This window comes from Thalassospira profundimaris (genome assembly GCF_003326675.1).
Classification (GTDB): domain Bacteria; phylum Pseudomonadota; class Alphaproteobacteria; order Rhodospirillales; family Thalassospiraceae; genus Thalassospira; species Thalassospira aquimaris.
In genome coordinates, this window is the sequence record NZ_JPWF01000011.1 from 42289 (window position 1) to 68669 (window position 26381).

The 26381-nt window shown below is 54.3% G+C and carries 26 protein-coding genes; 17 read left to right on the top strand and 9 right to left on the bottom strand.

What is annotated here, in order from left to right; translation table 11 throughout:
- The first annotated feature begins 7 nt into the window (after nt 1-7).
- The 5 genes from TH19_RS15895 (at nt 8) to TH19_RS15915 (ending at nt 4838) form a co-directional block, all read left to right on the top strand.
- Complete coding sequence (locus TH19_RS15895; RefSeq protein WP_114103345.1) at nt 8-1378, top strand: aspartate aminotransferase family protein; 1371 nt, start codon at nt 8-10, stop codon at nt 1376-1378.
- A 151-nt stretch (nt 1379-1529) separates the two neighbouring features.
- The gene (locus TH19_RS15900) at nt 1530-2879 is read left to right on the top strand and encodes an NAD(P)/FAD-dependent oxidoreductase (RefSeq protein WP_114103346.1); all 1350 of its coding nucleotides are present in this window, start codon (nt 1530-1532) and stop codon (nt 2877-2879) included.
- A 90-nt stretch (nt 2880-2969) separates the two neighbouring features.
- Nucleotides 2970-3452: a group III truncated hemoglobin gene (locus tag TH19_RS15905; protein ID WP_114103347.1), complete on the top strand. Its 483-nt coding sequence runs from the start codon at nt 2970-2972 to the stop codon at nt 3450-3452.
- Nucleotides 3453-3642: 190 nt separating this feature from the next.
- On the top strand, nt 3643-4137 hold the full coding sequence (locus tag TH19_RS15910; protein WP_114103348.1) for a MarR family winged helix-turn-helix transcriptional regulator: 495 nt from the start codon (nt 3643-3645) through the stop codon (nt 4135-4137).
- Nucleotides 4138-4139: 2 nt separating this feature from the next.
- A complete protein-coding gene (locus TH19_RS15915; protein ID WP_114103349.1) occupies nt 4140-4838 on the top strand; it encodes a cysteine hydrolase family protein in 699 nt (232 codons plus the stop codon).
- A 13-nt stretch (nt 4839-4851) separates the two neighbouring features.
- Here TH19_RS15915 and TH19_RS15920 read toward each other — a convergent pair whose 3' ends face one another.
- From TH19_RS15920 to TH19_RS15935, 4 genes are all read right to left on the bottom strand, one after another.
- Complete coding sequence (locus TH19_RS15920) at nt 4852-6168, bottom strand: NAD(P)/FAD-dependent oxidoreductase (RefSeq protein ID WP_114103350.1); 1317 nt, start codon at nt 6166-6168, stop codon at nt 4852-4854.
- A 228-nt stretch (nt 6169-6396) separates the two neighbouring features.
- Nucleotides 6397-7989, bottom strand: coding sequence for an L-serine ammonia-lyase, iron-sulfur-dependent, subunit alpha (locus TH19_RS15925; RefSeq protein WP_114103351.1), 1593 nt, complete (start codon nt 7987-7989; stop codon nt 6397-6399).
- Between the two features lie 220 nt (nt 7990-8209).
- Nucleotides 8210-8461: a molybdopterin converting factor subunit 1 gene (moaD, locus tag TH19_RS15930; RefSeq protein WP_114103352.1), complete on the bottom strand. Its 252-nt coding sequence runs from the start codon at nt 8459-8461 to the stop codon at nt 8210-8212.
- A 91-nt stretch (nt 8462-8552) separates the two neighbouring features.
- A complete protein-coding gene (locus TH19_RS15935; RefSeq protein WP_258547990.1) occupies nt 8553-9551 on the bottom strand; it encodes a LysR family transcriptional regulator in 999 nt (332 codons plus the stop codon).
- Nucleotides 9552-9665: 114 nt separating this feature from the next.
- Between TH19_RS15935 and TH19_RS15940 the strand changes: the two genes are divergently transcribed.
- The 10 genes from TH19_RS15940 to TH19_RS15985 all read left to right on the top strand — a co-directional run bounded on the left by TH19_RS15940 (nt 9666) and on the right by TH19_RS15985 (nt 20185).
- Entirely contained in the window at nt 9666-10538 is an 873-nt protein-coding gene (locus tag TH19_RS15940; protein ID WP_114103353.1) for an ABC transporter permease, read from the top strand.
- Nucleotides 10539-10553: 15 nt separating this feature from the next.
- Nucleotides 10554-11369: an ABC transporter permease gene (locus TH19_RS15945; protein WP_114103354.1), complete on the top strand. Its 816-nt coding sequence runs from the start codon at nt 10554-10556 to the stop codon at nt 11367-11369.
- 122 nt (nt 11370-11491) lie between these two features.
- The gene (locus TH19_RS15950; protein WP_114103355.1) at nt 11492-12646 is read left to right on the top strand and encodes an ABC transporter substrate-binding protein; all 1155 of its coding nucleotides are present in this window, start codon (nt 11492-11494) and stop codon (nt 12644-12646) included.
- A gap of 107 nt (nt 12647-12753) precedes the next feature.
- Nucleotides 12754-13851, top strand: coding sequence for an ABC transporter ATP-binding protein (locus TH19_RS15955; RefSeq protein WP_114103356.1), 1098 nt, complete (start codon nt 12754-12756; stop codon nt 13849-13851).
- A 35-nt stretch (nt 13852-13886) separates the two neighbouring features.
- A complete protein-coding gene (locus tag TH19_RS15960; RefSeq protein ID WP_114103357.1) occupies nt 13887-15260 on the top strand; it encodes an aminotransferase family protein in 1374 nt (457 codons plus the stop codon).
- The gene (gene kce / locus TH19_RS15965) at nt 15260-16189 is read left to right on the top strand and encodes a 3,5-dioxohexanoate:acetyl-CoA acetone transferase (protein ID WP_114103358.1); all 930 of its coding nucleotides are present in this window, start codon (nt 15260-15262) and stop codon (nt 16187-16189) included. The genes TH19_RS15960 and kce overlap by 1 nt, the downstream gene beginning before the upstream one ends.
- A 67-nt stretch (nt 16190-16256) precedes the next feature.
- Entirely contained in the window at nt 16257-17315 is a 1059-nt protein-coding gene (locus tag TH19_RS15970) for a histone deacetylase family protein (protein ID WP_114103359.1), read from the top strand.
- Nucleotides 17312-18457 carry an NAD(P)/FAD-dependent oxidoreductase gene (locus TH19_RS15975; RefSeq protein ID WP_114103360.1) on the top strand — a complete coding sequence of 382 codons (1146 nt, stop codon included), beginning with the start codon at nt 17312-17314 and terminating at the stop codon, nt 18455-18457. Before TH19_RS15970 ends, TH19_RS15975 begins: the two co-directional genes overlap by 4 nt.
- Before the next feature lie 51 nt (nt 18458-18508).
- Nucleotides 18509-19795: a M20 family metallopeptidase gene (locus TH19_RS15980; protein WP_114103361.1), complete on the top strand. Its 1287-nt coding sequence runs from the start codon at nt 18509-18511 to the stop codon at nt 19793-19795.
- A gap of 42 nt (nt 19796-19837) precedes the next feature.
- A complete protein-coding gene (locus TH19_RS15985) occupies nt 19838-20185 on the top strand; it encodes a RidA family protein (protein WP_114103362.1) in 348 nt (115 codons plus the stop codon).
- A gap of 64 nt (nt 20186-20249) precedes the next feature.
- On the opposite strand, the gene TH19_RS15990 is transcribed toward TH19_RS15985, so the two are convergent.
- Nucleotides 20250-21482, bottom strand: coding sequence for a bifunctional alpha/beta hydrolase/OsmC family protein (locus tag TH19_RS15990; RefSeq protein WP_114103442.1), 1233 nt, complete (start codon nt 21480-21482; stop codon nt 20250-20252).
- A 100-nt stretch (nt 21483-21582) separates the two neighbouring features.
- Here TH19_RS15990 and TH19_RS15995 point away from each other — a divergent pair, with 100 nt between their 5' ends.
- Nucleotides 21583-22095, top strand: a complete 513-nt coding sequence (locus tag TH19_RS15995) for a GNAT family N-acetyltransferase (protein WP_114103363.1) — start codon at nt 21583-21585, stop codon at nt 22093-22095.
- A 58-nt stretch (nt 22096-22153) separates the two neighbouring features.
- Here TH19_RS15995 and TH19_RS16000 read toward each other — a convergent pair whose 3' ends face one another.
- The 3 genes from TH19_RS16000 to TH19_RS16010 form a co-directional block, all read right to left on the bottom strand.
- Nucleotides 22154-22651: a thioesterase family protein gene (locus tag TH19_RS16000; RefSeq protein WP_114103364.1), complete on the bottom strand. Its 498-nt coding sequence runs from the start codon at nt 22649-22651 to the stop codon at nt 22154-22156.
- Entirely contained in the window at nt 22648-23589 is a 942-nt protein-coding gene (lhpI, locus tag TH19_RS16005; protein ID WP_114103365.1) for a bifunctional Delta(1)-pyrroline-2-carboxylate/Delta(1)-piperideine-2-carboxylate reductase, read from the bottom strand. Before lhpI ends, TH19_RS16000 begins: the two co-directional genes overlap by 4 nt.
- Nucleotides 23590-23717: 128 nt before the next feature.
- Entirely contained in the window at nt 23718-24569 is an 852-nt protein-coding gene (locus tag TH19_RS16010) for an alpha/beta hydrolase (RefSeq protein ID WP_114103443.1), read from the bottom strand.
- Nucleotides 24570-24766: 197 nt separating this feature from the next.
- Between TH19_RS16010 and TH19_RS16015 the strand changes: the two genes are divergently transcribed.
- A complete protein-coding gene (locus tag TH19_RS16015) occupies nt 24767-25258 on the top strand; it encodes a hypothetical protein (protein ID WP_114103366.1) in 492 nt (163 codons plus the stop codon).
- Nucleotides 25259-25291: 33 nt separating this feature from the next.
- Here TH19_RS16015 and TH19_RS16020 read toward each other — a convergent pair whose 3' ends face one another.
- Nucleotides 25292-26362, bottom strand: a complete 1071-nt coding sequence (locus TH19_RS16020; RefSeq protein ID WP_114103367.1) for a D-TA family PLP-dependent enzyme — start codon at nt 26360-26362, stop codon at nt 25292-25294.
- Nucleotides 26363-26381 lie beyond the last annotated feature (19 nt).

The following is a 26381-nucleotide window of genomic DNA, read 5'->3' on the forward strand; positions in this document are numbered from 1 at the left end:
AGACGTTATGAATAATTTCGACAAAACCGCCTATTGGCAGGACATTGACCAGGCACACCACATTCATCCGTTCACCGATACGGCGGATCTGAATAATCGTGGCACCCGGGTTATTACCCGCGCCGAAGGTGTCTTTATCGAAGATTCCAACGGCAAACGATATCTTGATGGTATGGCCGGCCTGTGGTGCGTCAATGTCGGCTATGGCCGCAAGGAACTGGCCGAAGTCGCCTATAAGCAGATGCTTGAACTGCCCTATTACAACAACTTTTTCCAGTGTGCGAACACCCCGGCGATCGAGCTTTCCAAAGTTCTTGCCGAAATCACGCCCGATGGTCTGAACCACGTGTTTTATGCCAATTCCGGCTCGGAAGCGAATGACACGGTCGTTCGCATGGTGCGCCAGTACTGGAAACTCAAAGGTCAGCCGGAACGCAGCTATATCATCAGCCGCAAGAACGCCTATCACGGCTCCACCGTTGCAGGTGCATCGCTTGGCGGAATGTCGGGCATGCACGCACAGGGCGGCCCGATGCTGCCCGATATTGCCCATATCGATCAGCCATACTGGTATGGCGAAGGCGGCGATCACACCCCCGAGGAATTCGGTCTGATTGCGGCCCGCAAGCTCGAAGAAAAGATCGAGGAACTGGGTGCTGATCGGGTTGGTGCGTTCATCGGCGAACCGATCCAGGGTGCGGGTGGCGTGATCATTCCGCCGTCGACCTATTGGCCGGAAATTCAGCGTATCTGTGATAAATACGACATCCTTCTGATTGCCGATGAAGTTATTTGCGGCTTTGGCCGTACCGGCGCATGGTTCGGTTCTGACACCTTTGGCATCAAGCCGGACCTTATGCCGATGGCAAAGGGCATGTCGTCGGGTTACCTTCCGATTTCGGCCGTCATGGTTGGTGAACGGGTTGCTGATGTTCTGATCAATGAATGCGGCGAATTCACCCATGGCTTCACCTATTCCGGTCATCCGGCATGTGCAGCCGTGGCACTTGAAAACATCCGCATCCTGCGCGAAGAAAAAATGGTTGAGCGCGTCAAGAACGATATCGGCCCCTATTTCGCAAATGCCCTTAAGGCCCTTGCAGACCATCCGCTGGTCGGTGCGGTTGAAACCGTTGGTCTGATTGCCGGTATGCCGCTGGTCGATGACAAGAAAACCCGCAAAGGCTTTGACAAGCCCGGTACTGTCGGCACGATCTGCCGTGATGCCTGTGTGGCCAATGGTGTGATCATGCGCGCTTGTGGCGACCGTATGGTTCTTTCGCCGCCGCTTTGCATCACCAAGGAAGAAATTGACGAGCTGGTCAAACGCGCTCTTGCCGCCTTTGACGAGACGGCAAAGAAAATCGGCAAAATGTAAAAACCGGTTTGATCTGAATTGAGTAAATGACACAAACACCCGGCGGTATCATGATCGCCGGGTGTTTTTTTTGTTTATGCCCGCTTGCCTTGCCCAAACCTCTACCCCGTTCCAAGCCCTATTCCGCCCCTATTCCCTAGCAGAGTACGACATGCTCAAACGTCTTTATCAACCGCTTGCCTATCAGACCCAAACCATGCCCGACAGCTATTGGGCGGCAAGTGCCGGCCCTTTGCCCGAATGCGAAATGCTTTCTGCCGAAGGCACATTTAAGACCGGTGTCGCGATTATTGGCGGTGGCTATACCGGGCTTTCGACCGCGCTGGAGCTTGCCGAAAACGGGGTCGAGGTTGCGGTTTTCGATGCTGGCCGCAGCGGCTGGGGCGCATCGGGCCGTAATGGCGGTTTTTGCTGCATCGGGGGCAGCCCGCTGAGTTATGCCGAATTGGGCCTGCGCTTTGGCGAGGATGAAACGCGCCACTATGCCCGCCTTCAACGTCAATCCATCGATCTGGTTGCATCGCGTCTTGATAACTGGGGCATTGATGCCGATCGCCATTCCGATGGCGAAGTTGTTCTGGCGCACAAGCCAAACCGGATCGCCGAACTTCATGAAGAAGATGCACAGCACGCCCATTTTTCCGATATTGACTGCCAATTCCTGACCCGCGAACAATTACATGAACGCGGCCTTGTCGCGGCCGACACCTATGGCGGTTTACATGTTAAGATCGGCTTCGGATTGCATCCGCTTAAATATCTTGCCGGTCTGCATCAGCAATGCCTTGCCAAGGGTGTTCGGATATTTGAACAGGCCATGATCGAAGACCTGAAAGACACCGGCAAAGGTTATGAACTTCGATCCGCGAATACCCGGATTTCGGCACAAAAGGTTGTCATCGCGACCAACGGCTACAGCGCGGAAAACCTCCCGGACTGGATTGGCGGCCGATTGATGCCGGTCTTTTCCGGCATTCTGGTCACCCGCCCGCTTTCAGATGATGAATTGGCCGAACAGGGCTGGACCAGTGATCTGATGGCCTATGACAGCCGCATCCTTTTGCACTATTTCCGCAAGCTGCCCGATAACCGTTTCATGTTTGGTGGCCGTGGCGGCATCACCGCGACACAATCGGCCTTTGATGCTGGCAAAAGGGATCTGTTGCATCATTTCAACCGCATATTCCCTGCATGGAGAGATGTTGAAATCACCCATCACTGGAACGGGCTTGCCTGCCTGTCACAATCCTTCCGACCCTATATCGGCCGTGTCCCCGGTCATCGTGACGTCTGGACCGGGCTTGGCTGGCATGGCAATGGCGTTGCCCTTGGCAGTCTGGCCGGGCAGATGCTGGGCAAACAAATCCTTGGCACCGGGAAACCGTCCGATATCGGGACCATTCTTGGTACTCCGCCCGACCGCTTCCCGCTGTCGCGGTTCCGCCGAATTGGGCGCAGCCTTGCCTATCGCTATTACGGATTGCGCGACAGATTTGCGTAATGGATCAAACTGACCTATGTCATGTCGCGGTGATATGCTTTCGGGCTATTGCCGTGATCACATCGCAACCCGGAACGAGCCCGCATTCAGATGTCAGACCAACCGACCCTTGCCGAAATCAAGGAACGCCGTGAAATCGCCACCCGCCGTATCAAGGAAGATACCGGGATTGACGAAGACATGATCAAAAACATCGTTCACGGCTTTTATGCCAAGGTGCGTGATGATGCCATGCTGGGTCCGGTCTTTGATGAAAAGGTCGAAAACTGGGATCATCATCTGGGTCGTATGGTGATGTTCTGGTCATCGGTCGCACTTGCGACTGGCAATTACGATGGCCGCCCGATGCAAAAGCACCTGCCGCTTAAAATCACCCGTCATCACTTTGATCGCTGGCTGCAACTGTTTGCCCAGACGCTTTCGGAATATTGCCAGGAACCAGCCGCCCGGCATTTCATGGAACGGGCGCTGCGCATTGCGTCAAGTTTCGAGATCGGCATCGCCGCCCATAACGGCGTGATCCTTGGCAAGGGTGAACGCTATGATCCGGTTTCAAGCTGGGATCCGAAGTAACGCCTTGCGGCTTTCCGGCAAAAGGCGTGCAAGTGCGCTTGATAACCAAACCACATCTTTTTGATCTGAAACACTTTCTGACAACAGCAAACTAACCCCATCACTGCGCATTTGAACGCGGTGACATCTTTCACAAATCCACAATGTCAACTGAGTTGACAAATATCATCGAATATTGTTTGCTTCGGGCATGAAAACACATGAACCCTCATCAACCGAAAAACTTTATCGCGCCATTCAGCTGACCCGTCCGCTGTTGCGCAATATTGCCGCCTATGTGGAACAGGAACTCGGCAACAGCGGGGTGACTGTTGGCCAGCGCGCTGTTCTGGAAGTTCTACATGATGGCGGGGCCATGACTGCCCCGCAATTAACCGATCGCCTTGAACTCAAACGTCAGTTCGTCGCCCGGATGCTGGCGGAAACGACCGAGCTTGGCCTGACGACACAGCAAATCAATCCCGATCATGTACGTGCGCATTTCCATGTTCTGACCGATAATGGACGGGCGGAAATCCGTGCCATTCGCGATCATGAAATGGATATGCTTCGGGAACTTGAAGGCCTGTTTACCGTTGAAGAGATAGACACACATTTTCGGCTTCAACAAAGCATGAACCGCTGGTTTGCAGACCGGGCGTCTGCACCAAAGAACGCGAACCCCAAAGAAACACGGAGAAAGTGACGATGTGGTCTGCGCTCCTGATTATTCCGATCGTGATTGTTGCCCTGATTGCCTACACAATTTACGGGCATCATCGCCACCTGGCTGCCAGCACCGGCGCGCCAATTGAAACCGCGCTGCGCCCGAACACCGCCCTTTTGATCGTTGATCTGCAAGAAGATTTCACGTCCGACACCGCAAAGAACGCCTATCCGGCAGACAGGCTGCAAAATGCGTTTGTCGCGATCAATGATCTTGTTGAAACCGCGAATGCCACCGACATCCCGGTGATTTCCATTCGTCAGAAATTTGACGGATTTTATATCAACCTTCTGGTCAAATTGCTTAATGAAGGTCGCGGTGGCGCATCATCGGACGGGCTTGCGCTTGATGACAGGATTGATGGCGATGTTGACCACGATATTGTCAAATCACGCGCCGATGCCTTTCACGAACCGGAACTGGACCGGGTTCTGGCGCGCCATAATATCGGCAAGCTGATCATTGTCGGGCTTGATGGCGATTATTGTGTCAACGCAACCATTCAGGGGGCGCTTAATCGTGGATATGACGTTTCGATAAGCGACGCGACCACCTTGGCCCTTAATCCCGAAAGCTGGCTTAAAACAAAATCCCGCCTGATCGCCGCGGGCGTTCATGACGGGATTGCAAAGCACAGCGCACCAAAAGCAGATCAGGCCAAAATTCTTGATCCGGCCTGATCATGCGTGATGATTACAGCTTGTCGCGGATCGAATACCACAACATCGCCGCGACAAGCATCGGGAACCGGAATGCTTTTCCGCCCGGGAAAACCGGGATTTTGATGTTTGACATCACATCAAACCGCTCCATGGTCCCCGCAACCGCTTCTGCCATGATCTGCCCGGCAAGTGTCGCCATCGCAACGCCATGCCCGGAATAACCCGATGCAGTAAAGGTGTTGTCGTCAATCTTGCGGAAGAACGGCATGCGGTTCATCGTAATTGCCAATGTCCCGCCCCAGCCATAATCGATTTTGACGTCTTTAAGCTGCGGATAGACTTCCAGCATGTGGGGCGACACAAACGATTTGATGTCATTGGGGAAGGTATAGCCATAGGTCTCACCGCCCCCAAACAACATGCGTTTATCGGCACTTAGTCGGTAATAGTTAATCACGAACTTTGAATCCGCCACCGCAACATCATCGCGGATCAATTCGCGCGCAAGATCATCGCCCAGCGGCTCGGTCGCGATGATGAAATTGTTGATCGGCATGACGCGCCTTGCCACCCGATCATCAAGCGCATCAAGATAACCATTACAGCCAAGGATCAATTTGTTGGCGCGCACAACTGCGCCATCGCGGGTTTTGACCATGACCTTGCCCGCCTGATTTTCATAGGACGTCACAACCGCCCCTTCGAAAATGCGTGCCCCTGCATCGCGTGCCGCATCAGCAATCCCCAATGCGAAATTCAGTGGATGGATATGTCCCGCCCCCATATCAAGCGATCCGCCGTGATAAAATTCGGACCCAAGCATTTCGTGCATCTCATCGCGATCCACGGTCCGGATCTGGTCATAGCCATATTCGGATTGAAGCTTGTGGGCATATTCATGGGTTTCCGGAACAAAGCGCGCCCGATGATCGGCATGCAAGATACCCGGTTTCCAGTCACATTTGATATCGTGTTTGGTGATCAGGGATTTGACGATATCCTTGGACTGTTCGGCGATATCCCAAAGCTTTCGGGCATCTTCGCGCCCAACCATCTTTTCAAGATCGTCCTGTTCGCGCCGCTGGCCCGAACCGACCTGCCCGCCATTGCGGCCCGAAGCGCCCCAGCCAACCCGATGGGCTTCAAGCAGGATGACATCAAATCCGCGCTCGGCCAGATGCAGGGCCGATGACAATCCGGTAAAGCCCCCGCCGATCACAACAATGTCGCAGGTTTGATCCCCTTCAAGCTTGGCAAATGGTGCCGTCGCATTGGCAGTCGCCGCATAATAGGATGCGGGATATGCGCCGGCCTTGTCATTGGCGGTCAGCAAATTCGGGGTAAACACGAGGAAGCCTCATTTTCGTTGTTTCTTGTCATTCTATCCTGACCAAACAGGAACAGCTATCAAGGGAAAACTGCCCGCTTCAGGATGCTTTGCCTGCATTTCGCGGATTATGCCAAAACCGGCAAGTCTGAGGATAAAGGATTGCGCAAACCCTCGTCCGCAGGACGATAAATGCGCGACATTTTTCCAGATGCGTCGCCATTTCCGACCACGATGGCGGGTGGATTCCTAGCCGCCCTGAGTCACGGCTTCGACCATGCGCAAGGCGGTCTTGGTCGCGGCACAGCCACCACGCGCCGTACAACGCAAATCAGGATGCATCATCGCCCCGATCTTGACGGTCTGATCAACCAGTTCATCATATCCAAGAACCGCATCAAACCCGGCCAGAACCGCCATCGCCGACGAATATGCGTGGGAGACACCGGCCACATTGCGCGCATGGCACGGGATTTCGACATCCCCGCCAACAGGATCGCAGACCAAACCAAGGGTATTCATCAAACACATACTTGCGGCGTCAAAGCACTGCTTGGCCGATCCGCCATAGGCCTGCGTCACACCGGCCGCGGCCATTGCCGCCGATGCGCCGGTTTCAACCGAACAGCCGCCGCATTCCGCGGCAAAGGTTCCGCGTGCGGCAAACACCGCCCCGATCAGCGCCATGACCTGAAGGGCGTCGGTCGCACCTTCGATATCAATGCCATGACGGATCAAACCATACAGCGTTCCGGGCACGACACCGGCACTGCCAGCGGTCGGTGCTGCACAAACCAGCCCCCGATTGCTGTCACGTTCCATCGCCGACAGCGCACCCGCAATCGCATCCTGCAACACCGGCCCGCCAAGACCGCCGGGCAGATTGGCATCACGGACCTTGCGCGCACGCAGTGTCAGGAACCGCATCACGTTATCTTCGGGTTTGGCATCAAATCCCTCGGCGACAACGCGCAACATCAATTCACAGCGTTCGCGAAACAGTTCACGGGTGGCTTCACGCGAAAGACCAAGACGCTTGGCTTCAAGGGCAAGGGCCGCATCGGCAATGGATCCGCCTTCTTCCTGATCAGCAACCGCAATCACCGCATCACTGGTCGAAAACAGGTCATCCATCGCGCAGACCGGATATTGCGAAGCATCGGCAAAGCGCAGATCAGATATCCCTTCGCGGTTAGACACCTGCCCCAGAATGTCCGCTGTCGGCACCGATTGAAGGGAAATTTCAACGCGGTTGTGCTTCTGATCAACCGCCACGCCAAGCAACATATTCCCGCCAGCAGACAGCATTTCGGCAATCGTATCGGCATCCCTGACAGCCGCTTCACCCCAGACGAACACGGTTGCGGTTTTGCCGGTCAGAAACAGGGCCTCGCCATTCATGCTATCGATGTAATACATCCCGCCGCCAACCGACGCCCCGGTATAAAGATCGGTGCGCGATACCCCGTCCGGGGATTGCAGGGTCAGTTCAAGATCAACCCGGTTGGGATGGTTGTTGTTATCAAGTTCTGTGATCTCTATTGCGAAATGAAACCCTTCGCCGCGTTCCACACGCCCCAGAATGTCGCGATAATCCGCATCGGTCAGCTTGGCGCCATAAAGACCGGCTGCAAAGTTTTCATCGGAACTTTGTGATTTGTAACAGGGCGCGAATGATCCCCTTGGATCAAACCGCACCACCGCCTTTTGCAAGGTTTCACCGTTCGAACATGACAGTTCACGCACAAGCTTTGCCATCATATAGGGCGCTGCACAGTGCGAACTCGACGGGCCGCGCATAACCGGGCCGATCACGGAATTAAGCAGACTGATTTCTTGCATGGCGGTTCATCTTGATTGGCGTTGTATGTCGGGTTTTGCGGGATGATTGCATACAATATGCCATGATCATCACCCGCCTTTGATGCGAATGCAATCATCCAAAACAAAATCCCGGACAGTGATCACCACCATCCGGGATGCGAAATCTGATATCGTCAAATGGTCTGATGATTTCCCGCTTCATCACATGCGGCAATTCCATTCATCAGACGATTGGTTCCTAGCCCCCGGTCACCGGCGGGAACAAGGCAATTTCACTGGCCTTGGTGACGTCGGCATCCGGTGTTGAATATTCCTGATCGACCGCGACCCGGATAATTGCCGGATCGGCAAGTGCATCGGCAAAGTTCGCACCGCGTCCCGGAAGCCAGGCAAGAAGGTCAGCGACCGTATTCACATGCCCAGGAAGATCAATATCTTCCTCGCCAAAGCCGATGCGGTCTTTAACCCACGAAAAATAGACCAGTTTCATATGCAATCCTGATGGCTGATTTGAATTTGGCCCATGCTTGCGCAATCACCGCCAAGACGCAAGTCCCGAAGACGTGAACAGTCCCATCCACCTAGGGATAAACAAAATAGCCATCCGGTGCATGGGACAGCCGCGCAGTCAGGTTATCGATGAAAAATCGTTCAGCGCGGCTTAGTGACATGCGCGGGTTGGTGACAAGGTAGATGTCAATCGCGGGTGGTGCGTCATAGGGCGGCAAACGCCAGAGCTGCCCGCGCTCGGTAGCGTTTTGCACCACGTGGATCGGCAGTGGCCCGATGCCCAAACCCGCGTTGATCAAACGACGGACTTCTTCAAGATGCGGGCTGACCGCAACCACCTTGCCGCGCATCCCTTCCTGCGCGCGCAAGATGGCAACCGGGGCCAGCGCATCGGAAAGCTGGTCGGTGGAGAAAGATACAAACGCCTCGCTGCGCAAATCGGCAAGGGTCAGGTTTTCCTTGCCAAACAGATGATGACTGGGTCCACAGAAAAAGCCGAAATGTTCGCGGTAAAGTTTGCGATATTCAAGACGCGGATGCTGTTCCTTGACCAGACAAATGCCAAAACTTGCCTGTTGTGAAAGAACCTGATCAATCACGTGTTTGGATGTCGCAACATTGATTTCATAGGTCACTTCGGGATGGGAATGGTTGAAATCAAACAGTGCGTCATCAAGGGGCGGAAACACCACGTGACTGGCCAGCCACAAGTGCAAATGCCCGGTCAACTGACTGCCACTGTCTGACATCACATCGGACAATCGCCCGATAGCCCCGCAGATTTCCCGACATTCGTGATAAAGCGCCAAACCCTGTTCGGTGACTTCAAACCGGCCACGTTCACGGTCAATCAGGCGCGATCCGATCTGGTCTTCAAGCCGTTTCAATGCGTTACTAACACTTGGCTGGCGCAGTAACAGCCGGTTGGCGGCCCCGGTAATGGAACGTTCTTCGACGATCACGGTAAAGGTATGCAAAAGGTTCCAGTCAAACTGGCGCCGCATCAGGTCTTTCATGTTTTCCACCCCCGCATATTGACCATGCCCATAGCCATTGGCTATGTGATCCATTATACTTATCTATTTGCGCTATGCGCAAGTCTGAGGTGGAATAGCCACACAAAACATTTCAACGGCCAAATAACCGCGCACGGCATCGCCGGAGCAAAATAACGGGAGGCATAAATGGCCGCAGATATCACCGGGACGCGTCGCGCGCCTTGGATGCTGTTATCGCCATCATTGGCAACAGTCGGGCTGCTTTTGATCATCCCGATGCTGTTTATCGTCGTCTATTCATTCTGGTTGCGCACAGCAACCGGCGCGGATCAGGTCGGCTTTTATCTTGATAACTGGATCGAGGTCCTTGGCGACCGGTTCTATCGCGATATTCTGTTTCAAACCTTTGCCATTGCCTTTTACACCACGGTGATCTGTGCGCTGGTCGGTTATATCCCGGCTTATTTCGTCGCCAATACACCGGTGAAATCCAAGGCGTTTCTTCTTTTGATGCTGATGCTGCCCTTTTGGATCAGCTATATCATCCGTACAATGTCTTGGATCAACATTCTGGGCACATCGGGCGCACTTAATACGGTGATGCTGTCGCTTGGCATCATCGATGGACCGATCCAGATGTTATATAACCAGACCACGGTTGTTCTGGGTCTGGTGCATTATCTGCTGCCCTTCATGATCCTGAACGTTTATGTCAGCCTTGATGGTATCGACAAGAACCTGACCGAAGCGGCCCAAAGCCTTGGCTGCACAGGTTTTCAGGCCTTCCGCGAAGTTACCTTGCCGCTTTCCCTGCCCGGTCTGGCCGCGGGTTCGTTGCTATGCTTTGTGCTGGCGGCGGGCACCTATATCACCCCGATTGTTCTGGGCGGTCCGCGTGATGCGATGTTTGCCAACCTGGTATTTGAAGCCATCGTAACCCAGTTGAACTGGCCGCTTGGATCGGCACTTTCACTCGTCCTGCTGGCCCTTCTGGGCGCGCTGGTCGTCATTTACACCCGCTATCTCGGCATCGACCAGATCGCCAAGAGCTTCGAGTAAGGGAGGTATATGACAATGTCCGGCTGGTCGATGATCCGAATTGCCACGATCCTTGTTTATCTGTTCCTGTTTGCGCCCGTTGCCGTGGTGATCCTTCTGGCATTCAACGCCAATCAGTTTGGCGGATTTCCCATCGAAGGGTTTTCACTGCGCTGGTTCGAAGCACTTTGGCACAATGATGCCATTGTCAGGGCGTTCAAAACGTCCCTGTTGCTGGGCTTTCTGACCAGCATGGTATCAACAACGCTTGGCACTATGGCGGCCCTTGCCATGGTGCGCTATGACTTCCCCGGAAAACGGACGATTTCGACCCTTCTGGTCGCGCCGATCCTGATCCCCGAAGTCGTTCTTGCCGTCGCGTTGCTTTTGTTCCTTCAGGCACTTTCAATGCCCAAAAGCTTTGGCCTGCTTCTGATGGGGCATGTTGTCTTTACCCTGCCCTTTGTGGTGCTTGTGGTTCAGGCGCGCCTGGTATCGATCCGCCGCGACGTTGAAGAAGCCGCCATGAGCCTCGGCGCAACCCCGGTTCAGACTTTCTTTGAAATCACTCTGCCGCTGATGCTGCCGGCCGTGATGGCAGGGATGCTGTTCTCCTTCACGATTTCCTTTGATGACATCACCGGCACCCTGTTCTGGAAACCGGGTGGTGTGGAAACAGTCCCGACCCAGATTTTTGCCATGCTGCGCAATTCCATCAGCCCGGAAATCAATGCGCTTGGCGCGGTCATGGTGATCTTTACCATCGCCCTTCCGCTGATTGCGGCATCGATTGCACGCGTGATGGCGATGCGAAAACTGCGCGCATCAAACCGCAAGACCCAGGCGGCCTAAACCCCGCCTGGACCAAGTTTTGAATATCGCGGGCAACCGCCAAAACCAACAACAAGACCAAAAGACCAACGACCAAGAATAAAACCGAAAACAAAATAACTTGTTTTATCAGGAGGCCTTAAATGGACGATACGAAACGCTATGAACGCCTGCTTAATCGTTACCGTGATGGCGATATCAGCCGCCGCACATTCCTGACCGCCCTTGGCGCGGCCGGCGTTGTTGCCGGTGTCACCGGCGGCCCGATGGGCATGCTTGCCAAAACGGCGCGTGCAGCAACCCCGGAACAGGTCCGCTTTGACGGTTGGGGCGGCGTGGTTTCCGAGGCATTTGAAAAATATGCCTTCGCGCCCTATACCAAGAAAACCGGCATCAAGGTCATTTCCGGCACCTTTGGCGGCGCTGATGAATATATCGCACGCGTCAAGGCAGGCCAGCCGGGCGAGTTCAACCTTGCCCACCTTTCGGGTGTGTTTGACTATGCCCGTTACCACGGCCTTGAACTGACTTCGGAATTGAACGAAGCCAATATCCCGAACCTGCAAAACGTGATTCCAAGCCTGATTGAACCGCTGCGTAAAATCAGCGGCGGCACGCTTTCAGCTGTTCCATATGATTACGGCACCACGGGCATTGCCTATAACCGCAAATATATCAGCGACGATGAAGCCAAGGCCAAAGGTGCCAAGCTGATGATCGACGAGGCCTATAAAGGCAAGATCGGCGGTTGGGGCGAATGGAAAACCCGTGTCTGGTACGGCGCCCTTCAGTCCGATCAGGACCCGAACAATATCAAGGATATCGATGCAGTTTGGGACATGATCCGTTCGCACCGTGATCTGGCCCTTAAATACTGGAGTTCGGGCGCGGAATTGATGAGCCTTCTGGCCGAAGAAGAAATCTATGTCACCGAAGGCTGGTCCGGCCGCATCAAGGCGCTTCAGGATCAGGGGCATGACATCGGTTATCTTGATCCGGCTGGTGGTCTTGGCTGGCAGGAATGTCTGTTTGTTCTGCGCGGCAGCCCGATGGCCGCCTGTGAAGAACTTCTGAACTTCATGCTTGAACCCGAAGTCGCGATTGCAGTTGCCGAAGGTCAGAGCTACCCGCCAGCCCTTGACCCGAACAAGGTTGAGCTTGGCAAAATCATCCCGACCCTGCCGGCGTTTGATCCGAAAGGCACGCTTGCATCGCTTAGCTTCTTTGATCCAGCATACTGGAACGAAAACGAAGCTGACTGGTCGAAGACCTTCTCTCGTGTGCAGCGCGGCTATTAAGGCCTGATTGCACACCTGATCCTGTGTCCTGGCCCTTGCACAACCGGCCAGGACACATCTGCCCCCGCAAAGGCGCAGGCACATTTATTCTGACAGGGTATCTAACAATGGCAGACACAACCAACGCTGTTGAACTGCAAAATGTCGTGAAACGTTACGGGGAATTCACCGCGGTCAAACGCATGGATTTGACCGTACCTGATAACAGCTTTGTCACCTTCCTTGGCCCGTCGGGCTGTGGCAAGACGACAACCTTGCGCATGATTGCAGGTCTGACCGACGTTACCGAGGGTGATTTGTTGATCCGGGGCAAACGGGTCAATAATCTTCCAATCCACAAGCGCAATCTTGGCCTTGTGTTTCAGAACTACGCCCTGTTCCCGCACAAGACCATTTTCGATAATATCGCCTTTGGCCTGAAATACCGCAAAGTTGCCAAGGCCGACATTGCCAAAAAAGTTACCGACGCGCTTGAACTGGTTCAGCTTCCCCATGTGGCAGATCGTTATCCCAACCAGCTTTCCGGTGGCCAGCAACAGCGTATTGCCCTGGCGCGTGCGATTGTGATCGAGCCCGATGTTTTGTTGCTAGATGAACCACTTTCTGCCCTTGATGCAAACTTGCGCGAAGAAATGCGGGTCGAGCTTAAACGCATTCAGCGCGAACTGGGCATTGCAACTGTCTTTGTCACCCATGACCAGTCCGAGGCCCTTGCCATGTCAGACAAGCTGGTGGTGATGAATAACGGCATCGTCGAACAGGAAGGCGCACCGGAGGATGTTTATAACAATCCGGCATCTGCATTCGTTGCCGACTTCCTTGGCCATTCCAACATTATTGCGGCAAACCTTGGCAGCCCGAATGCGGCCTTTACCAGCGTTAATCTGCAAAGTGGTGAAACACTTTTGACCACGGATGAGCAGACAGCCAAGACCAAGGGGTCCACGGATGTGCGCGCCGTAGTGCGTGCAGAAAAAATTCAACTGTCTGATCAAAGCGATACGGGCGAAGGCGTGATTGCCATTCCCGGCAAGATCAAAACAGTCGATTATCTTGGCCAGCAGGCCCGATATTTCGTTACGGCCAATGGCCGCGACTGGCAGGTGATCAATCCGATTGATGCCCGCCCCCATAAGGAAGGTGCCGATATCTTTATGCATATCGCGGCACGTAATTGTGTGTTGTTGCCCGGTCATCAGGACTAAGGATCGCTGATACCGGTTCAGGAGAGCCACCATAAATGACGCATGATATGAAAAATCCGGTCGGTCATAACCGGGAATCCCGCCTGTTTTATCAAAGCCGGTCGCGCCGCCCGCTGATTGACCGCGCCGAAGGCGTTTACATGTGGGACGTCGATGGCAAACGCTATATCGATGCTTCCAGCGGTGCGATGGTCAGCAATATCGGCCATAGTGACCCGCGCGTGATTGCCGCGATGAATGCACAGCTTGAAAAGGCAAGTTTCGCCTATCGCCTGCATTTTGAAAATGACGCGGCCGAAAACCTTGCCTGGCGGCTGGCCGAACGCGCACCGGGCGATCTTGAACGGGTGTTCTTTGTGTCCGGTGGCTCCGAAGCAGTTGAAAGCTGCATCAAGCTTGCCCGCCAATATGCCCTGGCCAAGGGTGAACCCCAGCGCACCAAAGTCATTTCACGGTTCCCAAGCTATCATGGCTCCACACTCGGCGCGCTTGCCCTGACCGGCTATACGCCAATGCACGCGCCCTTTGCCCCGATGATGGTCGATCAGCCGAAAATCTCTGCCCCGACCTGTTATCTGGATCGTGATGATCTGTCCGATCATGATCGCGGCATCAAATATGCCAATATGCTGGAAGCCGAGATTATCAAACAGGGCCCGGAAACCGTTCTTGGTTTCATCATGGAACCTGTGGGTGGTGCGGCTACCGGGGCACTGGTTGCCCCTGATAGTTACTATGGCCGCATCCGCGAGATTTGCGACCAATACGGCATTCTTCTGATCTATGACGAGGTCATGACGGGTGCGGGTCGTACCGGCAAATATTTTGCCTGCGAACATTGGGGCATCACGCCCGATATCCTTGCCGTTTCCAAGGGACTGGCCGCGGGATATGCGCCACTTGGTGCAATGATTGCGCCAGATCGTATCGTCGGCCCGGTTCTTGATCATGGCGGATTTATCCATGGCTATACCTATGCTGGCAATCCGCTTGCCTGTGCGGCAGGGAATGCGGTTCTTGATGTGATTGATGAAGATGGCCTTCTTGAAAATACGGCAACAAGTGGTGCTGCCCTTAAGGCCGAACTTTCCAAACTGTCAGATGAATTCGACATGATCGGTGACGTTCGCGGCAAGGGATTGTTGCTTGCGGTCGAACTGGTCAAGGATCGCACGTCAATGGAACCGATTGACCCCAAACATATGGCGGCCGCCCGTCTGGTCGATATCGCCTATGACAAGGGGTTGATCATTTACTGGCGCCGGACACGCGGCGGATATCGCGGTGATCACGTAATGGTCTGCCCGCCCATGACAATCAAACCCGAACAGTTCGACGATATTCTGGTGCCGTTGCGCGCCGCCCTTGCCGAACTTCACGACGAACTTCAAACTGCCGGAGCGTTCTGATGAGCCGGAAAGTTATCATTACCTGTGCGGTTACCGGATCGGTTCATACCCCGTCCATGAGCCCGCATTTGCCGATCACCCCGGACGAAATCGCCAAGCAGGCCATTGATGCGGCCAATGCCGGTGCATCGATCCTGCATCTGCATGCCCGTGATCCCAAGACAGGCTTTCCAAGCCCTGAACCCGATCTGTTCATGGACTTCCTGCCCAAGATCAAGGCGGAAACCGATGCGGTAATCAATATTTCGACCGGCGGCGGCATGACCATGACGGTCAAGGACCGTATCCGTGCCGCAAGCCACGCGTCACCGGAAATGGCGTCGCTGAATATGGGCACGATGAATTTCGGTCTGTTCCCTGCCCTTGCGGGACGGAGCGAATGGAAACATGACTGGGAACCGGAATTTCTTGAAAGCAGCCGCGACTTTGTTTTCAAAAATACGTTTTCCGATATCGAAACCATTCTGGCAGACCTTGGCGAAGCCAACGGCACGCGGTTTGAATTCGAATGCTATGACGTCGGCCATCTTTATACCCTTGCCCATTTCGTTGACCGCGGCCTGATCAAGGGCCCGATCTTTATCCAGTTTGTACTGGGCGTTCTGGGCGGCATCGGGGCCGATCCCGACAACCTAGCCCATCTGAAACGCACCGCCGACAAGCTGTTTGGCGATCAATACCAGTTCTCGGTTCTGGGGGCTGGTCGTCATCAGATGCCACTTGCCAGTATGGCGGCCGCGATGGGCGGTAATGTCCGGGTCGGGCTTGAAGACAATCTTTATCTGCGCAAGGGCGAACTTGCGCCTGACAACGCATCACAGGTTCGCAAAATCCGCGAAATCCTGGACGGGTTGTCACTTGAAATCGCAACACCGGACGAGGCGCGTGCGATTTTGGGGCTTAAAGGGGCTGACAAGGTCGCCTTCTAGCCCAGCCGAAAATTGAACCAACAGAAACGACCACCGTTTATCCACGTAATAGTGAAAGGCGGCAGCGATGATGCGTGCCTATTTCTCAGACGATCAGTTACGCCACCACGGCAAGACATTCATTGTCGCGGGCGAAAAAAAGCCGATCCCCGAAGTCCCCGAACGCGCCGAAATCCTGCGCACGGCGATTGCGCGACTGGGTCTTGAGGTTTGCACCCCGTCTGATGCGGGCATCGCCCCGATTGCCGCCATTCATGACACCCGATATCTGGATTTCCTGCAAACCATTTACCCGGAATGGATTGCCGCAGGCGGATCGGAACTGGTGATCCCGAACATTCATCCTTTTGATCGTAATGGCCCCTACCCGCGCCACCATGTAGGCAAGGCCGGTTTTCATCTGGGCGACACGTCCTGTCCGATATCGGAAACCACATGGCAGTCGGCCTATGCCAGTGCGCAAACTGCCATTTCAGCCGCCCGCCATGTGCGCGATGGTGGTGCGCAATCGGCCTATGCGCTGTGTCGTCCACCCGGACATCACGCCAGTTCCAACCTTGCCGGTGGTTTTTGTTATCTGAATAACAGTGCGATTGCCGCACAGGAATTGCGCGAAAAATATGACCGGGTGGCGATCCTTGATGTCGATCTGCATCATGGCAACGGCACCCAGCATATTTTCTATGAACGGCCCGATGTGCTGACCCTGTCGATCCATGCCGATCCGATGGATTTTTATCCGTTCTTCTGGGGCAATGCCGAAGAAATCGGGGCAAAGGACGGGATTGGTTTTAATAAAAACTATCCCCTGGCATTGGGCAGCGGAGATGCGGAATTTCTGGCTGCCCTTGATCGGGCGATGACCGCGATTGAGGATTTCGGAGCGGATGCAGTGGTCGTTGCATTGGGTCTTGATGCATCACGCGATGATCCGTTTGGCGGCCTTACTGTCAGCCCGGATGGTTTTTCCAAAATCGGTGAAAAAATTGGCACCCTTAGCTGCCCAACCGTGATAGTGCAGGAAGGTGGTTATGTCAGCGTCACACTGGCAGAAAACCTGTATCAGTTTCTAAGCGCCTTTGGCGTCACCAACAAAAACACCACGTTATCAGAAGGCCCCAAATGACCCATTCAGACATCCTTATTATTGGCGGCGGCATTGCCGGTATGTCGGCTGCATATTTTCTGGCCAAGGCGGGAAAATCCGTCACGGTTCTCGAACGCGAAGATCAGCCGGGCTATCACAGCACCGGACGGTCCGCCGCCCTGTATAGCGAGACCTATGGCCCGAAAATCATCCGCAAGATGTCGACGGCAAGCCGCAATTTCTTTTTGAACCCGCCAGCCGGTTTCACCGAAAACCCGATCCTGACCCCGCGCGGGATCATCATGTATGCCGCACCGGGTCATGAGGCCGAACTCGATGCCCTGATATCCGAGGGGCGCGCAAATGGCGCGAACTTTACCGAGCTGACCCCGGACGCGCTTAAGGAAATCGTACCGATCCTTAATACAGATCTGATCGCCAAGGGCGCCCATGAACCCGATGCGATGGACATTGATGTTCACGCCCTTCACTGGGGCTTTATCCGTCAGTTCAAGGCCGTTGGTGGCAACCTTGTCGTCAAGGCCGATGTCAGCGCAATTGCCAAAACCGACGGCAACTGGCAGGTCACTCTTGCCAATGGCGACGTTCATAGTGGCGCAATCCTTGTTAATGCCGCCGGTGCATGGGCCGATGACATCGCCAGCAAGGCCGGTGTCAAGCCGCTTGGCATTGTACCGAAACGCAGAACCGCTGTGATGGTTGATGCCCCGGCCGGAATGGATATTCACGGCCTGCCGATGGTCGCAGCCCTTGATGAAACCCTTTACTTCAAGGAAGACGCAGGCAGGTTGCTGGTATCCCCCGCAGACAAAACCCCGACCGAGGCCCATGACGTTCAGCCCGAAGAACTTGATATCGCCATTGCAATTGATCGATTGATGACCGCAACAAGCGTTGAAGTCCGTCGCCCCGGTGAATCCTGGGCGGGACTACGCAGCTTCTTTGCCGATGGCGATCCGGTTTCAAGCTTTGATCCGCAAGACAACAGCTTCTATTGGCTGGCAGGCCAGGGTGGCTATGGCATTCAGACAGCACCTGCGATGGGTGAATATGCCGCAAGCCTGATCTGTGGCAACGGCATTCCGGCCCATATGGAAAAGCTTGGCGTGACCGAAGATGCCCTGTCGGCAAGCCGCCCGACACTTGCATCCGGCAAATGATCAAATACCGGCAGGGATGCCAAAGCGTCCCTGCCCGATGGAGAAAACAGCATGACCGGTTTTGATCGCGCAGCCCTTCGCAAGGCGGTTGCCAATCGCACATCACAGGCGATTGACGATCTTTGCGCACTGGTGCGTCATGACAGTCTTTTGGGCAACGAAGCATCGGCGCAAAACTGGATCGCCGAACAGTTTGCCAAAATGGGACTGGATGTTGAACGTGTGACGATTGACATCGACGCATTACGCGATCAGCCGGGCTTTTCCCCGCCGGTTATTGACAGTTATGACGGACGCGAAAATGTTGTCGGCTTGCACCGTCCGACAAACCCGACCGGGCGCAGCCTGATCCTGAATGGCCATATGGATGTTGTGCCGACCGGCCCGGTTGAACAATGGCGTCGCGGTCCGTTTGATGCCTATGTCGACGGGGATTGGCTTTATGGACGCGGTGCCGGTGATATGAAGGCCGGAATCATTGCCTATTGCCATGCCCTTCAGGCCCTGCACGATATCGGGCTTGAACCCGCCGCCCCGGTTACCCTGCAATCCGTGATCGAGGAAGAATGCACCGGAAATGGTGCACTTGCCTGTCTTCATGCAGGGTACCGTGCCGATTGCGCGATCATCCCCGAACCGTTTAACCAGACCCTTATGACCGCTCAGCTTGGCGTGATGTGGTTCCAGATCCATGTTTCGGGAAGCCCGGCGCACGTTCTTGATACCTCGGCTGGAAGCAACGCGATTGAAGCGGCCTTTGGTTTCTTTGAAGTCCTGAAAGAAGTCGAAGATATCTGGAACCATCCGACGGATCGGCATTGTGCATACGGGGCGCATGTTCACCCTGTGAACTTCAACCTTGGCAAGATCGAAGGGGGCGAATGGGCATCGACCGTCCCGCCGGTTTGCAGTGCCGATATCCGTGTCGGTTTCTATCCGGGGATGGAGCTTGAAAAAGTGCGCGAAACAATCGAGATGGTCAGGCAAAGCGCGCTTGATAATCATCCTGCATGCAAGGGCGCAAAGATCGAGATCACCTATCACGGTTTTCAGGCCGAAGGATGCGAGATGGATATCAATCATCCGATGATGGCAATGATTGGCGACATCCATCAGGAAGTTACAGGAAACGCGATCAAAAACTATGCCTCGACCGCGACGACGGATGCCCGTTTCTTCCAGATTTACGGCAAGATCCCGGCCACCTGTTATGGCCCCAAAGCCGAACGAATTCACGGCATTGATGAACGGGTTTCCATCGCATCCATGATGGAAGTCACCGAAGTCCTTGCCCTGTTCATTGCAGACTGGTGCGGCGTCCAAAAGCGTGGTAGCTAAACCCGAATAAATTATTCAATTTTGTCACCAAAGGAGAGCTTCATGAGCGTTCAACGTTTCCACACCGGCCCGCGTATGAGCCAAGCCGTTGTTCATGGCAACACCATCTATCTTGCAGGCCAGGTTGGCGAACCGGGTAGCGACGTTACCAACCAGACCAAAGAATGCCTGGCAAAAGTTGACGCGCTTCTGGCCGAATGCGGTGCAAGCAAGGAAAACATCCTGTCGACCACTATCTGGCTGGCTGACATGAAAGATTTCGGCGCAATGAACGAAATCTGGGATGCATGGGTTCCGCAGGGCCACACCCCGGCACGTGCATGCGGCGAAGCAAAGCTTGCGACCCCGGACTTCCTTGTCGAGTTCATCGTGGTTGCGGCAAAACCGTAATCTGATCGATCCCAACACAAAAGCCCGGCATATCACCATATGCCGGGCTTTTTGTTTGCCCTGCTTATGCCGGTTGTTCCTGTGTCACGATGACGGAACTGGCTTCAAGCGTACGATGGACCGGGCATTTATCGGCAATTTCAAGAAGTCTTGCGCGGACGTCATCGGTGAAATCGCCATGCAGGGTAATCAGGCGTTCAAACCGATCAATTTTGCCGGATTTCGGCACGGGTTTTCCGGCACATTCGGCGCAATCGTTGGCATGGACTTTGGCATGCCGGACTTCAACCCGGATGGCATCGAGCGGAATCTGTTTCTGATCGGCATAAAGGCGCAATGTCATCACCGTACAGGCGCCAAGCGCCGATGACAGGAAGTCATAGGGCGACGGGCCGCTATCAAAGCCACCGACATTTTCCGGTTCATCGGCAATCATGCGATGCTGTCCGGCAACCACCATCGACTGAAACTTGCCCAAACCCGTTTCGCGCACCACCACGCCTTCGGCCGGTTCGGGGACACTTTCGTCGTTTTGCGGAATATACCGTGTCGCCCATGCCGCAATTACGGTTGCCACATATTCGGCGTCATCGGGATTGCGCAGCAAATGATCGGCATCATCAAGGGACACAAAGCTTTTGGGATGTTTGGCCGCGTCATAAATCCGCCCGGCATTTTCGATCCCGACGGTCTGATCCATCGGCGCATGTAGAACAAGCAACGCCTTGTGCAGTTTGGCCAGCGATTTTTCGATACTGTGATTGCGCAGGTCATCGACAAATTGCCGTTTGATCACAAAGGGACGCCCGCCAAGCGATACTTCCGCCTGCCCGTCGCGGTCGATATCGGCAAGATAATCCGCAAAATTATGTGTGACATGTTCAACATCGGCCGGTGCGCCGATGGTGGCAATTGCGGTTGCCTCGGGCACGCTATCAGCCACGGCCAGAACCGCTGCCCCGCCAAGAGAATGACCGATCAAAAGTTTGGGCGCGGCAAATTCATGACGCAAAAAATCGGCTGCACGACGCAGGTCTTCAAGGTTCGATGTAAAGTTGGTCGACGAGAAATCCCCGCCCGATCCGCCAAGCCCGGTAAAATCAAATCGTAAAACGCCGATACCTTGCAGGGTCAGCGACTGGGCGATTTTGCGCGCCGCCGTCAAATCCTTGCTGCATGTAAAGCAATGGGCAAAAAGCGCATAGGCGCGCACCGGCCCGACCGGCAAATCCAGCCTTGCGGCCAGTTCCGCCCCGTGGGCACCTTCGAATGTCAGTTTGATGGGCTTGACCGGCATTGATGTCTCCGTGTCTGCAAACCGAAAAACGGCTTTGATTACATGGAATTCACGGTAAAGTTTCGAACGTCTTTTTCCACCATAACAAGCGCCCCACATCATGACCATTCTTGAAACACCGCGCACGATCCTGCGCGAAGCCACTCATGACGACGCCCCGTTCATCCTGCAACTTCTGAATGAACCGGGATGGATCCGGTTTATCGGCGATCGCAACATCCACGATCTTCAGGCTGCGCGGGATTATATCGATCTGCGCTTTCGCGAGAATTACGAAAAGCTTGGCTTCGGGATGTGTGTTGCCGTCCAAAAGGATACGCAAAGCCCGATTGGACTGATCGGTTTTGTCAAACGCGATACACTTGATGCACCTGATATCGGCTATGCCGTGACCGAGGCCCATCAGGGCAAGGGATATGCCTATGAAGTTTGTTCCGCTCTGCTTGATCACGGCTGGAACGTCTATGGCTTTGACAAGGTTTATGGGTATTGCCTGCCTGATAATGGCCCGTCTGTTCACATGCTTGAAAAACTTGGCCTGACATTTCTGCGCGAACAGGATGTTAATCTGTCGGGCGAGATGTGCCGACTTTATATGGCTCCCCGTCCCTAGGCCAAGATACCCTGCGCAAAACAAAACCCCGCATTCGATGGATGCGGGGTTTGTCATTTTATTTCCGGCGAATGCCGATCTTCCGTCCGACGCCTGATGGAATCGGAAGATCAGCATGGGCTTCCCTGATTTTGGTAAGTGTCTCCATGATATCGTCGGGGAACGGTGCTGAACGGCGTTCCGTCATGTTGATATGCATGGTGATGATTTCGTTGGTTGATGCCAGCCAACCCTCGGTGCCGTGGCGCATTTCGTGATACATGTGAATGCGTTTCTGATCACAATCCAGCACCCTTGTATGGATGACAAACGGGTCATCCTGATGAATTTCCCGATCATAGGTCACATGCATTTCAAGTCCGAACGTCGATCCGTTGCGCGTTTCGGGATAAGTCAGTCCCATCCCCACCGCATTCAGAAACGCCATCGATCCCAGATCAAACGCGACCACGTAATAACCGACATTCATATGCCCGTTAAAATCAATCCATTCCGGTTTGATTGTTCCCCGAAAGGCTTCCAGCGGTTCCTTGGCAAACAGATCGGTGCTGATCATTTTTCAACCGCCTTCACGACGGCCACAGCGGCAAAGAAATCTTCAAGCGAATGACCGACCGATTTGAAGACCGTGCATTCACCATCGCTTTGACGCCCTGAAACGTCACCCCGGGTCAGGCCAAACAGATCGCCCAGAATATCGGTTTTGGCAATCGCGCCGCTGGCAATGGCCTGCACCACGTCGCCACCCTCGGCACTTGCACCTTCGAAACTGTCAACAAAGATGCGGCATTTCGCCATCACGGCATCATCGGTTTCGCGCATTGTCGGTTTGAAGGCACCAACCAGATCAACGTGGGTCCCTTCGCGCAGCCAGTCGCCGCGTACAAGCGGTTCAGTCGAAAGCGTCGCACACGAAATCAGGTCCGCCGACTTGCAGGCAGTTTCAAGATCATCGGTGCCCGACGCATTGAAACCAAGTTCGGCAACTTCGGCGGCAAGCTTGGTCGCCTTGTCCGCATTGCGGTTCCAGATGGTGACATTTTTGATCGGACGTACCGATGCATGGGCCTTGATCAATTGCGGGGCCATCGCGCCCGATCCGACCATGACCATATCGGTCGCATCCTTGCGCGCCAGATAATCTGCCGCCAGGGCAGATGCCGCCGCAGTGCGGCGTGTGGTCAGTTTGGTGCCATCAATCACGGCGGACGGCTGTCCGGTCACCGCATCAAGAAGAACATAAGTCCCCGAAACCGCCGGAAGATTACGCGCCGAGTTCCCCGGCACAACAGCAGCGATTTTAACACCCGCTGCCCCGTCTTTTTGCCAGGCCGGCATGATCAGGAAAGTCGCATCATCCTCGTTACTACGTTCCATGTTGAAATGGCTGCGCAACGGGGCTTCGCACCCTTGCGCAAACCCGTCACGAAGGGCTTCAACCAGATCACGGGGCGATACAAATTTGTCGATATCTTCGGCAGTAACGAAACGCATGGACCTTCCTGTAGATTTATTTTGGGTTTCAGTGTGGTAGCGGTGTTTTCTTATACCACGACACGACCATCCCGTCACAGGAAGACCAACAGTTTTTTATGCTGTTTTTCGCCGGATTTTACGCAGAATTATGGCTGCAAAAACCGTTTGAGATGCCCGAACAGTGAACCCGTTCCCAAGAACACTTCTTCAAGAACGGTAAAGTGGTTCGCACCCCACGCCTTATAGACCGGAACCTTGTGCCCGGCACTGCCGCAATAGGCGGCATAGGCATCGCTTTGGCGCACGAATTCCGGGCTTTCATTGCCGCCAACGATAACCATCATCCGCACATCCATCGGCACGACATCAAGCATCGGGGAATTGTCCGCCGCCGATGCCGCATCAAGGCGGATGTCTTCGTTCAGCGTCGTATGACGGATCGGTTCAAGATCAAACACACCGGAAATCGGTATCACGGCAGCGAACGGTGTCGCATCGCCAAGGGATTCTTCCCAGTCATGGGTGGCAAGACGCGCAACAATCTGCCCGCCGGCCGAATGACCGGAAATCGAGATATTGTCACGATCGCCGTTAAATTCTTCGACATTGCGATAAACATATTCGATGCACCGGACGGCTTGATCGGTGATATCGGCAACCGTGACATCCGGGCAAAGATCGTAATTCGGGCAGATCACGGTAAATCCGGCTGCCACCAGATCGCGGGCAACAAAGGCATAATCCTTTTTGTCCTGACTGCGCCAATAGCCGCCATGGAAAAACACATGAACCGGCGCGCCGGGATCAGATGCCATAAAGACATCCATGGTTTCCTTTGGCCCGTCACCAAACCGGACATCAATTTTGCCGCCCAGTTGTGCACGGGTTTCATCGGACAGTTTCACAAACCGTTCGAAATGCGTCATGAAGTCCGGCACGGTTTCGCGCGGATTATATTGCCATTCAAGTTCAGCAGATGTGAAACCACCCCAAGCCATCGGCACCTCGGATTTGCGGGTCTGATCTTTGTACGATCTGGTATGTCTTTCCGATCTTTCTTCAATTTTTCCCTGTTTGCAATCACTTCGCATGGTCCTTGCGTATTTTTACGCGTTTTTCCCTTCTGTGATTGAACCCGATTGTCGGGAATGCGAAAATGGGTGAAATCAATTTTATATCAAATGGATAGATAGACATGCACCGCTGCGATCAAAGCCCGTTCCCGCCATCTGATACAGATCGCAATCAAATCTGGGAAATGCTGGTTCCGCGCGATATTGCGGCCTTTGTTGCTGCCGACTGGTCGATGGTCGAGGGTGATTTCAAGGCCGATGGCTTTTACGCGATTGATGCCTGCAAATCCGATAATCCCGACGACTGGAAAATGATGTTTCCCGATCTTGGTGCCTATCGCGATGAATGGCTGCGACAGGCAATCGACGCCCAAAAGATCGAATTCGCCGAAGACCTTTATGCCGGTGTGTTCCGGTCAACCCGCCTTGAAAAGATCGACATCACCGGCAATCGCGCATTGGTCCGCAAACACTTTAACGGGCGCATAAAAAAAGCAGACGGCACCGAAGACCGTCTGCTTTGGAAAACCCATTATTACTGCGAAAAGCAGGCCGATGGAAAATGGCTGATCACCGGATTTACCGGCTATTTGCCAAATCACGACCCGGCATGAATGCCGGGTCTTTCCCGTATATTTAGCCTGTAATTACAGAACCTTACCGCGCGCAGCGACATCAACAGTTTTGATGTCGTTCCCGCGCACCAGATGCACCTGATCAAGCATATTGCTGACCACGCAGACATGGTTGGGGATGATTTCGATGCGTTCACCGATTTCAAACGGGCTTAGCGCAGCATCGAAATGCAAAATGCCGTGTTCTTCGGAAAGCCCGACAACCGCGACTTCGGGATGGCCGACAACACAACCATATCCATCAAGCCCCAAAAGATCCGATGTCAGAACCTTGGACCCGGCATCAATGATCGCGCGTCCCGGTGCAGGCAATGACACGACTTCGGCCAGAACCCGAAGGGCACAATCAACTTCGCCACACACCCCGCGCGCCATCAGCGACCGGTCGTTATAGACATAAGTACCAATACGGTGTTCGGTCACATTGGCAACTTCGTGTGCCTTCCACATATCGGGTGTACCGCCCGAACTTCTGATCGGGCAGGCAATGCCAACGCCATCAAGTGCCGCCATCGCATCACCAAAGAACGTGGCAACCTTGTCACCGCCGCCTGCCGCCGGATAGGTCATCAAACCGGCAAAGGTAATCCCCGGAAGCGACTGGATTTTCTGTGCAAGTTCGAGAGCTGCCTGCGGACTTTGGACACCGCAGCGCCCGCCACCCGTGTCGCATTCAATCAGGATTTCAAGCGGCTTGGCACTATCAGCAAAGGCACGCGACAGACCTTTGACCACCGGCAGGTTATCGGCCACAACGCGAAGGGTTTTGACCCGGTCAAACAGGGCACGCAAACGGGCAAGCTTGCGATCACCAAGCACGTTATAGGTCAGAAGAATGTCATCGATCCCGGCATCGGCCATGACTTCGGCCTCGCCAATTTTCTGACAGGTAATCCCCTTGGCCCCGGCATCAAGTTGCTGTTGGGCGAATGCCGGAATTTTATGCGTTTTGATATGGGGGCGAAGCGCAATCCCGTGCTTGTCGCAATACGCCTGATAGGCATCAATATTGCGATCAACAGTATCAAGATTGATCACCGCGCAAGGTGTATCAAGTTCGGGATATTGCGGTGAGCGTGTCATGGAACAAACGTCCTTTGCT